Origin of the sequence: Methylobacterium sp. WL8 (assembly GCF_008040045.1) — a bacterium.
GTDB classification, from domain to species: domain Bacteria; phylum Pseudomonadota; class Alphaproteobacteria; order Rhizobiales; family Beijerinckiaceae; genus Methylobacterium; species Methylobacterium cerastii.
Map to the genome: position 1 here is coordinate 79,424 of NZ_VRVF01000012.1, position 12,337 is coordinate 91,760.

The 12,337-nt window shown below is 66.3% G+C and carries 14 protein-coding genes and 1 pseudogene; 5 read left to right on the plus strand and 10 right to left on the minus strand.

Annotation, left to right across the window (positions count from 1 at the left end; all coding sequences use genetic code 11):
- Positions 1-146: 146 nt before the first annotated feature.
- From FV234_RS07075 to FV234_RS26610, 7 genes are all read right to left on the minus strand, one after another.
- The gene (locus tag FV234_RS07075; protein ID WP_147750223.1) at positions 147-1,190 is read right to left on the minus strand and encodes an SLAC1 anion channel family protein; all 1,044 of its coding nucleotides are present in this window, start codon (positions 1,188-1,190) and stop codon (positions 147-149) included.
- A gap of 41 nt (positions 1,191-1,231) precedes the next feature.
- A complete protein-coding gene (locus FV234_RS07080) occupies positions 1,232-2,026 on the minus strand; it encodes an SDR family NAD(P)-dependent oxidoreductase (protein WP_147750222.1) in 795 nt (264 codons plus the stop codon).
- A gap of 13 nt (positions 2,027-2,039) precedes the next feature.
- Positions 2,040-4,262, minus strand: a complete 2,223-nt coding sequence (locus FV234_RS07085; protein WP_147828529.1) for a molybdopterin cofactor-binding domain-containing protein — start codon at positions 4,260-4,262, stop codon at positions 2,040-2,042.
- A 10-nt stretch (positions 4,263-4,272) separates the two neighbouring features.
- Entirely contained in the window at positions 4,273-4,719 is a 447-nt protein-coding gene (locus tag FV234_RS07090; RefSeq protein ID WP_147828530.1) for a (2Fe-2S)-binding protein, read from the minus strand.
- A gap of 103 nt (positions 4,720-4,822) precedes the next feature.
- Positions 4,823-5,779 (minus strand): GlxA family transcriptional regulator, encoded by a 957-nt coding sequence (locus FV234_RS07095; RefSeq protein ID WP_147828531.1) that lies wholly within the window; start codon positions 5,777-5,779, stop codon positions 4,823-4,825.
- A gap of 40 nt (positions 5,780-5,819) precedes the next feature.
- Positions 5,820-6,155 (minus strand): hypothetical protein, encoded by a 336-nt coding sequence (locus FV234_RS07100; protein WP_147828532.1) that lies wholly within the window; start codon positions 6,153-6,155, stop codon positions 5,820-5,822.
- Positions 6,156-6,269: 114 nt separating this feature from the next.
- Complete coding sequence (locus FV234_RS26610) at positions 6,270-6,533, minus strand: hypothetical protein (RefSeq protein WP_147750242.1); 264 nt, start codon at positions 6,531-6,533, stop codon at positions 6,270-6,272.
- A gap of 290 nt (positions 6,534-6,823) precedes the next feature.
- Between FV234_RS26610 and FV234_RS07110 the strand changes: the two genes are divergently transcribed.
- Genes FV234_RS07110 through FV234_RS07130 form a run of 5 tightly spaced genes read left to right on the plus strand, consistent with a single transcriptional unit; the run spans position 6,824 to position 10,966 of the window.
- Complete coding sequence (locus FV234_RS07110) at positions 6,824-7,354, plus strand: sigma-70 family RNA polymerase sigma factor (protein WP_147750217.1); 531 nt, start codon at positions 6,824-6,826, stop codon at positions 7,352-7,354.
- Between the two features lie 2 nt (positions 7,355-7,356).
- Entirely contained in the window at positions 7,357-8,124 is a 768-nt protein-coding gene (locus FV234_RS07115) for an anti-sigma factor (protein ID WP_147828543.1), read from the plus strand.
- Between the two features lie 9 nt (positions 8,125-8,133).
- Positions 8,134-9,246 carry a catalase family peroxidase gene (locus FV234_RS07120; RefSeq protein ID WP_147828533.1) on the plus strand — a complete coding sequence of 371 codons (1,113 nt, stop codon included), beginning with the start codon at positions 8,134-8,136 and terminating at the stop codon, positions 9,244-9,246.
- Positions 9,243-9,791, plus strand: a complete 549-nt coding sequence (locus FV234_RS07125; RefSeq protein ID WP_147750215.1) for a cytochrome b — start codon at positions 9,243-9,245, stop codon at positions 9,789-9,791. The genes FV234_RS07120 and FV234_RS07125 overlap by 4 nt, the downstream gene beginning before the upstream one ends.
- Positions 9,792-9,820: 29 nt before the next feature.
- Positions 9,821-10,966, plus strand: coding sequence for an NAD(P)/FAD-dependent oxidoreductase (locus tag FV234_RS07130; protein WP_147828534.1), 1,146 nt, complete (start codon positions 9,821-9,823; stop codon positions 10,964-10,966).
- Between the two features lie 259 nt (positions 10,967-11,225).
- On the opposite strand, the gene FV234_RS07135 is transcribed toward FV234_RS07130, so the two are convergent.
- The 3 genes and pseudogenes from FV234_RS07135 to FV234_RS07150 form a co-directional block, all read right to left on the minus strand.
- Complete coding sequence (locus tag FV234_RS07135) at positions 11,226-11,555, minus strand: hypothetical protein (protein WP_246686130.1); 330 nt, start codon at positions 11,553-11,555, stop codon at positions 11,226-11,228.
- A gap of 310 nt (positions 11,556-11,865) precedes the next feature.
- Entirely contained in the window at positions 11,866-12,132 is a 267-nt protein-coding gene (locus tag FV234_RS07145) for a hypothetical protein (protein ID WP_147828536.1), read from the minus strand.
- 93 nt (positions 12,133-12,225) lie between these two features.
- A pseudogene (locus FV234_RS07150) lies at positions 12,226-12,337 on the minus strand (IS5/IS1182 family transposase); the annotation flags it as partial.

Sequence of the window (12,337 nt, forward strand, 5' to 3'; positions counted from 1 at the left end):
TCACGTATGGGAGACGGATCTTGCTGGCGGTGTCGATGGCCAAATTCGGGAACGGCCAACATGGGTGGATTTCTGTCAGTCCGCTTTTTGATGAGAAGTGGTGAGAGCCGACATCGGATGAGCAACCGGAGTTCGGCGATTGGCCGTCATAGCGTCAGTGTCCGCAGCTCTCCACGAGCTAAGCCGATCAAGGTTCGGACGAGCAGCCAGCTGATGACTAGCGTGGCTAGCCCGAGCAGGGCCAGGGCAAGGCCGTCGGTCGCCGGAGCCGGTTCCGCCGTCGCGACGCGCAGAGCCGCGACCGCTGTTGCGGCGAGCGGGAAGCTCACGCCCCACCAGGAGACGCGGAAAGGGCAGGCGCGACCGAACCGGGCGAGCTTCGGCAGCAGCACGGCGAGCAGGAACAGTGCGATTGCGAAAAGCGACTTAGCGAAGAGATCGATTGCGCCCGTCGTGGCAACATAGGCAGAGAAGCCGACCGCGAAGGGTGCCACGAGGATCAGGAGCGATGGCTGCAAGGCTGCAGGCAGCGGCGCCTCGAACAGGAGGCGGGACAGGATCAGCGTGAACAGAGGCACGGCGAAGAACAGCCCCACCGCCAGCCCGAAGATCATCACTCCCTGCATCGGCGGGAGACCGAGCCCCGGAAGGGCCAGGGGTACATCGAGCAGGCCGACCACCGGTACGATCCAGGCCGGCGTCGCATGCGCCGCCTGCTGCCGATCGCTCAGCCAGCGCGTCACGATCAGCCACGCGAACAGCGTCATGCCGATGGCGCCGGCGATCCACAGCGCGCGCGCTAGCGTGAGGCTGATGGGCGCCAAGGGGATCGGCAGCAGGAGCAGGCTGATGAGCGGCGTGCCGAACAGGTTGCCGGCGATGGGGTGGCGGAACTCCGCCAGCACGGCCTCACGGGCGATGACGGCTTTGGCGGCATAGCCCGCCGCAATAGCGAGGAAGGCCGTTGAGGCTATCAGCGCGATGGCCTCGCCGACCCAGGACGGCAAGCCATATCGCGCATGGGCGAGCCGCCACGCGACGCTCAGTCCCGTCAGGCCCATCACCGCCGCGAACAGGCCGACCGGCAATGCCTCGATCTGCCGCCAGCCTCCCGGCAGAGGGGGCTGGTCCGGGTCACGATGGGCGGTCAGCGCGGCTTCGCTCGGCTCGCCTTCGACGACCTGCAGCATGGACGAACTCCTACTCAACGAGGCATCGAATTGTTCGCGCGTTAGCCGAGACCATACCGGGAGGCCGGCATGCTGCGGGAGAGGTTGGGACCAAGTCGGAACCGGGCGGCTTCGAGCGCTTGCCAATCACCAAGATCGGGGAGCGAGGGAATCGTAACGGTCTCGCCCGCATCGAGGCCGGCTAGGGCTGCCGCGACGAGGTCACTCGCTTCCATGATCATCTCGGAAGGAATCTGCCCGATATCTGCGCCCGTCCGGTCAAAGAAGTTGGTTCGGGTGACGCCGGGCAGCACCGCCTGGAACCGTACGCCCTTGCCGGAGAGTTCAGCGCCGAGCCCCTGCGTCAGTGCCAGGACGAAGGCCTTGCTCGCCGCATAGGGGGCGTTGAAGCGCTCTGGGACGATGGCGACCGCGGAGGAGACATTGATCACTATGCCCGCTCCCCGCTCGCCGAAAGCCTTCGCCGCCGCGAGGGAAAGGGTCTGCAGCGCCCTGACGTTGAGGTCGAGCAGCCCGTCATAGAGGCTGGCGGGGCTGTCTAGGGCGGGGCCGAGCGGCCCGAGGCCGGCGCAGTTCACCAGGACGCTTAGGGCGGCATCCGTGGCGACGCGGTCCCGGACCGAGGCAAGATCCTCTGATTGGGTCAGGTCGGCCGACATGACCTCCACAGTCACGCCGGCCTCTCGGCCGAGACGCTCCGCCGCCGCACGCAGCCGGACCTTGTCGCGAGCAACGAGGATAAGGTCGTGGCCTCGGGCAGCTAACTGGTCGGCGTAAGCCGCGCCGATTCCCGAGGACGCGCCCGTCACGAGCGCCGTCCCAATGTGTTGAGTCATCAAGATATCCTTATCAGACGCTGGAGAGCTTGGTGTTGGCGACTGGAAGCGCGCGGACCCGCTGGCCGGTGAGCGCCGCGATGGCGTTGAGGACGGCAGGCGGCACGCCCGGCAGACCCGGCTCGCCGACCCCGCCCATCGGCGCGCCGCTCTCGACGATGCTGACGTGGACCTTCGGCATGTGCTCGCGGCGCAGTACTGGATAGGTGTCGTAGTTCTGCGATTGCCGCACGCCGTCCCGGTAGACGATCTGCTCGAACAGAACCGAAGACAGGCCGAGCGCCGCCGCGGACTCTACCTGCGCCTTAACGATGGCCGGGTTAACGATGCTGCCGGGATCGAACGCGATCCAAAGGTTGTGGACGCGGGCTTCCCCACCCTCCACCGAGACTTCCGCGATGGTCGCCGTCTCAGATCCGAAGGGCGAGGCCATGGCGAGGCCGCGAGCGCGCATCCCACCCTCGCCACGATAGGGGCCGCGCTTCCAGCCGCCGGACATCTCGGCCACCGTCGAAAGCAGCGTCCGATGCCGGGCGCTGCCCTGGAGGAACACCATGCGCAGCGCGAACGGATCCTGCCCGCCGGCCTGGGCGACCTCGTCGAGGAAGCTCTCGTAGAACGCGTCGTTCATCGAGTGCCCGACCGAGCGCCAGAAGGCGATGTTCACCGGATGCGCGACCTTCGTAAAGGTCATGCGCCGGTTGGGCACGGCGTAGGGCTTCTCGACGATGCCCTCGACCGCTGAAGGATCGACGGGCGTCTGCATCATCATGCTGAAGTAGCGGCCGATCGGACCTTCCCCCACCGTCCTCACTTCAAGCGCCGTTGGCTGCCCCGCAGGATCGAGGGCCGCGCGGAAGCGGCTGAAGCTCAGGGGACGCACGGCGTCGCGGGCGAACTCCTCCTCCCGCGACCACAGCACCTTCACGGGGCGCCCAGTGGCCTTGGCGAGCAGGATCGCTTGCGGGAACGGATTGCTGGCTTCGTAGAAGAAATGCCGGCCGAAGAAGCCGCCAAGCATCGGCGAGTGGATGCGGACCTGTGCAGGCTGCAGTCCGGCAACCTTCGCCGACACGGTCTGGAATACCTCTGGCATCTGGTTCGGGAGCCAGACGTCGAGGGTCCCGTCGCCGTCAAAGCGTGCAATGGCCGAGGGCGGCTCCAACTGGGCATGAGCGAGATAGGGCGCCTCGTAATCGGCCTCCACCACCTTGGTGGCCTTGGCGAAGGCGGCGGCGACGTCGCCCTTCTCTTCGGCCACTTGGCCCGGATCGGCGGACGCCTTGAGAGCCGCGAGCATGATCTCGGACGAGAAGTCGGCCGCGACGGTATCGAGGCCGCTCTCTTTCGGCGCCGTCCACTCGACCTTCAGCGCCTCGACAGCCTTGCGCGCCCGCCACCAGCTGTCGGCGGCAACCGCCACCGCGCCCGGCAGGCGGTGGACTGAGTGCACGCCTAGCATGGCCCTAACCTCCGCCTCGTTGGCGAGGCCCTTTGGTTCCGTGCTAAGGCGCGGCGCGTGCTGTACGGCGGCGTAGAGCATGCCCTCGACCTTCTGATCGATGGCGTAGACGGCGCGGCCTGTGGACTTGTCCCGCACGTCGAGGCGGGGGACCGGCTGGCGGATGTAGCGGAACGTCGCCGGGTCGCGCAGGGGCACGGACTCGTTCGGCTTGAGCTTCAGGGCGTCGGCTGCGAGATCACCGTAGGACAGCGAGCGGTTCGAGGCCGCATGCATCACCACCCCGTCGCGGGTGGTAAGTTCGCCGTCCTGCACCTTGAGTTTGGCCGCCGCCGCCCGGATCATCAGGTCACGAGCGGTGGCACCGAGGCGGCGCATAGTCTCGTAGCTTGACCGGGTCGAGAAGCTGCCGCCGGTCATGCGGATGCCGTTCACGACGGCGTAGTCCGGGCCGGGCGGAGCGCATTCCACAACGAAGCGGGAGGGCGGCACGTCGAGTTCCTCGCCAACGATCTGCGCCATGCCCGTCGCGACGCCTTGGCCGCCCTCTACGAAGGGGCTGAGCAGCCTGATGGTACCGTCCGGGTGGATCTCCAGGAAGGCGGCCACCCGCGTCCCTGGCTTAGGCGCCAGGGCACCGGCACCCTCGGCAGGGCCTTGGGCCTCGGCCCGAGCTAAGCGCGCTGGCAGGAGGGCGCTAAGGACGAGGGCGCCACTGGCACCGACGAGAAAGCGGCGGCGGGACGGGGCTGCAGGGCGAAGAAGCGAGATCATGGCTTGCTCCTCAGGCAGCAGCCTGCCGCACGGCGGCAGCGATGGCGTTGTAGGTTCCGCACCGGCAAAGGTTCGTCATCGCGTCGGCGATGTCGCCTTCGGTCGGGTGCGGCGTCTGCTTCAGCAGGGCAGTGGCGGCCATGACCTGACCGGACTGGCAGTAGCCGCATTGCGGTACCTGCAATGCGACCCAAGCCTCAACGACCTTAAGGCCTACCTCGTCCTGCTCGATCGCCTCGATGGTGGTAACGGTCTGGTTGCCGACGCTCTCCAGCGGCACTTGGCATGACCGCGTCGCCTGACCGTCGAGATGCACGGTACAGGCCCCGCACTGAGCAATCCCGCAGCCGTATTTCGTGCCAGTCAGGCCGAGCGTGTCGCGCAGGACGAAGAGCAACGGAGTGTCGGGCTCGGCGTCGACTGCATATTGGCGACCGTTGATCGTCAGGCTGACCATCGCAACGAATCCTTGAGAGTAAGTAGGCCCCACGGCCATGCTTACGCAGAGGTCTCCGCACCCACCACGTCATAATTGCCTCGTTTTCGGACATGCGGAGCGGTTAGACGACCGCGAGCGGTCCAGCCGCCCGACGGATTGCCCGTGGAACTTCTCCCTGAGCGCGCAGGAACGCCCGGCGCATCCGCTCGCGGTTGGCGAAGCCGGCAGCGTCGGCGATCTCCTCAATGGGCAGGCGGCTTTGCTCCAGCATGTGCTTGGCGGCCTCTACGCGCATCACCTCGACCGCCTTGGCCGGCGAGACCCCCGTTTCGGCTCGGAAAGCCCGTGCGAACTGACGCGGACTGAGGCAGGCGATCGCCGCAAGATCCTCGGTTGTCAGCGGAAGCCGCAGGTTCTGCCGCGCATAGGCGAGAACGCTTTGTATCCGGTCGCTTGGAGCGTCGAAGTCGAGCAGGGCCGAGTGCTGGGCCTGGCCCCCGGCCCGGCGGCGCTCCATAACGAGGCCTCGTGCTACAGTACGGGCGACTTGCCGGCCGTGGTCGCGCTCAACCATGCCGACAGCGAGATCGATGCCCGCCGCCATGCCGGCGGACGTCCAGAGATTGCCGTCCGCGACATAGATCTTGTCGATGTCGAGATGACAGTCGGGATAGCGCGCGCGGAATTGAGGCGCATAGCGCCAGTGGGTTGTGGCGCGCCGCCCGCTTAACAATCCGGCATCGGCCAGGGCAAACGCACCGAGGCAGAGGCCGGCCAAGCGGCGCGTGGAGCGAGCCGCCTCTTGTAGATAAACGAAGAGATCCGAACTCGGCTCGGGAAGGCTGATCCCCGCGGCGACGATAATTGTGTCGAAGGCGGACGGATCGCTCAGCCGCTCGGTCTCGACGGCTGGGCCGCACCCCGAGTGAAGAAGGCCACCGGCCTCCGACAGGACACGGATGTCATAGGTCGTGTCAGTTACGTATCTGTTGGCGACGGCAAATGGCGAGGTGGTAGCCAAGCCCATGAAATCGAAGTCTGGGCAAAGCACGAGACCAATGCGGCGGACGTCAGCCATCGCGGCCCCCCTTACCCTCTAACCGGGCCTGAGTTCCACATCAGGCCGCCAATGAACCAGTACAAGCGGAACGGCCGAAAACGAGGCATATTCGTCCGAGACTAAATTCGCCAGATGCACGCCAATCATTGGCTGAACGACCGCTTTCAGGCGCGCCGCGGATTGCCTCCAGCGGCTGTCCTCCGAGGTCGCCCAACGAGCGACGTTGCGAATATGCCGACTTCGGATCGAAGTATGGATCGGAGGTGTAGCTGTTCAAGAACGCTCCGCCGACCGGTTGGCGGTTTTGGGCAAGCAGCTTGGTTGTTGTCTGTAAACTTAGCGCGACAGCTGCTGCGGCCCGCACACCGATAAACATGATCTTTTCGTTAGGCATGACCAAGCAGCCTCAGGATATCGTGCCGATTAAGTCGATGGCGTAGATGCCAACAAATCTGTTTGCAGAGCACTTGATCGATTCGAGACTAGTGCCCTGCGAAAGGCGTGAATTTCAGTTCGGGATCAGCTCACGTGCGGGTCCGCCGGTCTCCTGGCCGCGGGCCTGAGCGTAGCCCGGCAAGGCTGGGTTCCGGGCATTGCCGCTGTCGGTGTCGATTCCGCCGAGCCAGTAGGCTGAGCGCGCCTGCGGTAGAACCGAGCCCGTGGTCGTCGGGTCCCCGGTGGGATGGGAAACAGTCCGGGCCTGGGAGGCTCCGGTCAAGGCGACAAGGGTGCAGGCAGACGCGAAAGCGAGGGCCGAAACAGTCTTGAGCATCGTCACGTCATATCTCCGATGGGTCCTGCTCGATCCAACAGCGTCAAGCAGGGATGCCGGACAGACGACGTCTTCGGCTACTTATTCCAGGTCGCGTCGAAAAATCTTGATGCTCGTGGTCCTAGCCACATCACCGAGCATGGGTACGTCATGCGGGTCTGAAAAAGATCGCTGCGTGCGTGGAATAATCCCGGATTGGCAGCGTCCATGCCTCCGAAGCCGAGCCCAGAGCAGGCTCACATCGTTTGGCTTGCACACGGAGGGGGCCCGCCCATGCCAGGAGATCGGACATGACGGACATGATGCGCCTCATCGAGCCGCTGATCCCGGCCCTGCGCCGCTATGCCCGCGCCCTCCTGCGCAATCCCACCGACGCCGACGATCTCGTGCAGGACTGCCTGGAACGGGCTGTCGGCCGCTGGCACCAGCGTCAGGCGGACGGAGACACGCGGACTTGGCTCTTCGCCATCCTCCACAACCTCGCCGTGACGCAGATGCGCCAGCGCGCGCGGCGAGGTGCGCACATGCCCATCGAAGATACGGCGGAAGCCAACCTCGCTGTGGCACCCACACAGGAGAGCGGCCTGCGCCACCGCGACTTGATGAGCGCACTCGATGCACTGCCGGAGGAGCAGCGCAGCGTCCTCCTGCTCGTGACGGTGGAGGGCCTGTCCTACGCCGAAACGGCAGAAATCCTTGCCATCCCGAGCGGCACCGTGATGTCCCGCCTGTCACGGGCCCGAGACCGGATGCTCCAGCTCATGGACGGCACCAACGCCGCCGTTCCCGCCAAGCGCCCGCTTCTGCGGAGGGTGAAATGACCATGCGTCCCATCAGCGACGACGATCTCCAGGCCCTCGTGGACGAGCGGCTGGATGCCTCCCGCAAGCGCGAGGTCGAAGCCTATCTCGCCGAACATCCTGAGGCGCGAACACGGGTCGGCCGCCTCGTCGCTCTCGGCGAGGAGATGCGGGCCGCTTTTGCTCCCATCGCCGCCGAGCCGGTTCCTGCCCAGCTGAACCTGCCGCGGATCGTCGAAGCACGCCGTCGCCCGAAACGTCCCGTCTGGCAGGCAATGGCGGCCGGGCTGCTTCTTCTCCTCGGCGGCGTCGGAGGCTGGGGCCTGCGCGATGCGGTCTCACCGGTGCCGACTGGGATCGCGGCGTTGGCCCAGGCGGCGAGCATGAACTACGCGGTCTATGCTCCGGACCACACCCGGCCCGTCGAGCTCGCTGCCGCCGACCGGGACGAACTCGCCGGCTGGTTCTCGGCCCGGCTGAAGCAGCCGGTGGGCGTGCCGGACCTCAGCGGCTCCGGCTATCACCTTATGGGCGGGCGCCTTGTCGCAACGGCCCAGGGGCCAGCAGGCCTGCTGATGTACGATGACGGGCACGGCGCGCGCTTCGTGATGCTGATGCGGCCGATGTCCGTGCCCGGCGACGCGCCGATGCAGCCGCACACCTCCGGGACGTCGAACGGCTACGCCTGGGCTCAGGATGGGCTCGGCTACAGCCTCGTGGGAGCAGCCGACCCGGCGGTCCTTCACCCGCTCGCCAATGACATCCGGCGCGCCACCGCGAAGAAGATCTGAAGGCCAGCTATGTCCCTCCTCAACGACCTCACCGGCGCTAGTCCGGCTCTGAACCCGCGCGCCGTCATCCTGCGGCTCGGTGCCATCGGAGGGCTTGTCGTCGGCGCCGCTGGGGCCTTCGCCTATGTCGGCGGCTGGTTCTCTCCGGACGCCCTGACCCAGGCGCGGATCGTCGACCGCTTCGAGCGGGTCAACGGCCCGCATCCGGGGTTCCGGCGCAACCACGCCAAGGGGCTCTGCATAGTCGGCCGCTTCGAGAGCACCGGCCGAGGCGAGCGCCTGTCGAAGGCGTCGCTGTTCGCGGCGGGCCAGGTCACCCCGGTCACCGGACGCATCGCCCTCGCGGGCGGCCAGCCCTACGCAGCGGATGCATCGACCACGGTCCGCAGCCTCGCACTCCGTTTCCAGCTTCACGACGGCGAGGAATGGCGCACCGGCAACAACGACATCCCGGTCTTCCCGGTGCGAATCCCGGAGGCGTTCTACGCCCAGCTCCTCGCCGCCAAGCCCGATCCGGCCACGGGCAAGCCCGATCCCGAGGCACTCAAAGCCTTCTTCGCCGCGAACCCCGAGAGCGCGACGGCGGCGGCCCTGATCAAGGCGCGCACGATCACTTCCGGGTTCGCCGACGACACCTTCCGGGGCTTGAACGCCTTCCGGTTCGTGGCCGGAGACGGCATGGAAACGCCCGTTCGCTGGGCCTTCGTGCCGGAGCAGGCCGCCACAGCCGAGAGTGCGGCCCAGACCGCACGCGCGGACAAGAATTACCTCTTCGACGAGTTCGAGTCCTCGGTCCGTCGGGTGCCCGTGCGGTGGCACCTCCTCGCCACCCTCGGCGAAGCAGGCGATCCCACGGCGGACGCGACGCGTCCCTGGCCGGCCGAGCGGACGAGCGTCGACTTCGGGACCGTGATCGTGACCGCAACGGAGGCGGAGGCCAGCGGCAATTGCCGCGATGTAAACTTCGACCCCCTGGTCCTGCCCGCCGGCATCGCGGGATCGGACGATCCGCTGCTCAGCGCGCGCTCGGCAGCCTACGCGCAATCCTTCACGCGACGCGCCGGCGAGCCGAAGGCCCCGAGCGCCGTCCACGATGTCCCCGCTGCAGGAGCCGGATTGTGAGCGACACCATGAACTTCAACCGACCGGCCCGGCTGCTGCACTGGGCCATGGCCGGCATGATCCTAGCCATGCTGTTCATTGGCGTTGCGATGGTGACCTCTCTGGCGCATTACGACGCCCTCGTGGCGTTGCACCGTCCCCTCGGGATCGGCATCCTGATCCTCGCAGGGCTCCGCCTCGTCAACCGCTGGCGCCATCCGCCGCCCGAACTGCCGGCCGACCTCCCGGGCTGGCAGCGACAGGCGGCGCACGCCTCGCACATCCTGCTCTACGGCTTGATGCTCGGGTTGCCGCTGATCGGCTGGGCGATGCTGTCGGCGGCCGGGTACCCCATCGGGCTCGGCGGCGCGGTGGTGCTCCCACCGATCTTGCCGCGCGATCCCACGATCTACGCCTGGCTGCGTCCGCTTCACACGGTGCTTGCCTACACCTTGTTCGGTCTCATCCTCGCCCATCTCGGTGCCGCGCTGATGCACGGGCTGATCCGCAAGGATGGTGTTTTCTCCAGCATGGCCCTGCGCTTGACGACGCCGCGGTCACGATGACGACGGGCCAGGTAACGAGGCGAAACAGCATGGACGACAGCGCAGCGGGCCGGGTGCTTATAGCCGGGGGCGGTATCGCTGGACTTGCCATGCGGCGAGCGCTGCAGCGACAGGGCATTCCCTCGCTCACCCTGGAGCGGCGCCCGACGCCGGCCGATGCGGGCCTCGCCATCAACCTGCCGGGGAACGCAGTCCAAGCCCTCGGCCAGTTCGGCTTGAGCGAAGCCCTGCGCAACATCGGCTCACCCGTCCGTCGGCGCGAGTACCGCACCGAGAGCGGGCGCCTCCTCTTCGGTATCGACGAGGCGGCGTTCTGGAGGGAAGAAGCGTGCCCGCGTTGTGTGCGTCGCGCCGACCTGCTGCGCCTCCTGACGCTCGATCTTCCCCCGACCGATCTCCGGCCGGGATGTGAGATCAGCGCCGTCCGGCAGATGCCGAGAGGCGTCGCGGTCGAGCTTCAGGATGGGACGGCCGAAACCGGCGGATTCCTCGTTGGCGCCGACGGTGTCCACTCGCGGGTTCGAAGTGACACGTTCGGCGCTTCCGCGCTCGGAGCGGCGATGCTTGCCCCAGCGAGCTGGCGCTTCATGGCGCCGAACCCAGGCCTTGACGCATGGACGCTTTGGGCTGGATCAAACGGATTGTTCCTCCTCATTCCCGTCGACGATGGCGAGGTCTACGGCTGGGTCTCCGTACCCGAAGCCGGCGAACGAGCACGGGACTTGGCCGGCTTCCGGACTGTCTTCGCGTCGTTCCCACGTCTCGTCCGCGATACCCTCGATGCGGTTCTGGCCCAGCCCGGCGCGCTCTATCATTCCCCCCTCGAAGAGGTTCGCATTCCGAGTTGGACTCGGAACCTGGTGGCGCTCGTGGGAGACGCTGCCCACGCGACTGCACCGGTCTGGGCTCAAGGGGCCGCCCTCGCTCTTGAGGATGCGGTGGTGCTGGCCACGCTGCTTGCCGAGCGGATGGACTGGGACATGGTCGGCCTAGAGTACGAGGCGCTGCGGCGGCCCCGCGTGGCCCATGTCCAAGCCATGACCGATCGCCTTTCGCGGACTGCACGGATGCCGGCCTGGGCCAGAAACCTCCTGCTTCCCTTGGTTGGGCCGCGCAGCTACCGCGCGACGTACTCCCCGCTCCGCACACCAGTCTCGGCTTTAGCATCGGGCTGAGGCCATTCGCTCATCCCAACGGTCGTAGGGCGGGACCTGCAAACCTTGACCGCTAAGAAAGACGGACGTCCCGGGTTGGGAGCTTACCGGACAGAGGAATGAAACTCATCGTTGCAACAGGCGACTCCTTGATCCGTTCACCGATGAACGACCGCTTCTTGGATCGTGGCGAAGCGACTTCTACGGCAGATCTGGGTCGAAACCAGCCGACGGGGACGGCGAGATCGGCGGGGTTGGACCGCAATCTGCGTGATTAAATTTAGCTGCGGTAATGGCTGTCACTGCGTACAACGAACTGCGCCTCTGTTATCCCAAAGGCAGTGACGATTTGTTGGATGAACTCCGGTGCTTGTAGGCGCCGGTCGGCATAGATTGTGAAAACTTGGGTGGCGGTATCGTAGACGATGCGCCCACGTGGGTGCTGCTCGTACTCGCTGTACGCAATAGCAGCAGGTAGGCCGCGCCGTTTGAGTTTAGCGACGCCCACAGCCTGCCACGCCTCCCAAACGTCGTAGTGCCCACGCGGGTGGGTCAGGGCCGCTCCGTAGGGCTCGGCGGCGTTGAGCGGAGTTGAATCGATCACAAGCATGCGGATTGGGGAGGTACCGTCTGGTATTCCCCAGAAGATGCCCACGCTCGGCAGCTGCGGGGCGCTGTCAGAGAGGGGAGTGGTGGGCGTCGCGGTCATAGCGAGTTTTAGCTCCATCTGGAGTATGGGGTATTGATGGCGATGAGCTGATCGCCTGCGCAATGATGGCGTCGCGCCAGGCGAGGGGATGAAGCCAACGCTCGGGAATGGCGGAAGCACCGTAGATCGCACCGGCGACCTGAGCCGTGACGGCATCGTTTCCGAGATGGATTGCTTCGAAGGCCGAGAGTGGTCCAGCGTGAGCTTAGGCTCAACCAAGGGGGCGGCGGCCCTTGTCATAGAGGTAAACGGTTACGGCGAAGGTCCATTCTTGTTCCGCGCGCAGCAACGCCTCACGGATTGTGGTGTCGTAAAACTCGATGACGTGGAACCCGTTGGATGCCTTTTCGACATCCGCCATGTCGAAATAGAACGAGCCCTCCGGCCGCTTCGCGTTGTCGTGCCCAGACGGCTCGAACACGGCGTCGATTTCCGGGCAGGTGCGGTCGCTGCGGTGATCGACGACGTTGCCAAGCATGAAGGCGTCCTCCAACCGGAGAAAGGCGGTCCGGCCGAGCCCTTGCGCAGCCGACGAGGGCACGGCGGCCGGTGGGGTTAGGTCGCGGACTCATTAAGTTCGTAGCCAGACGCGAAGGGCAGCGAGTTTGACGCTGGCGAGGAAGTTGTCCGGGTCTTTGTCGTAGCGCGTGGCGACGGCCCGGAAGTGTTTGATCTTGCTGAAG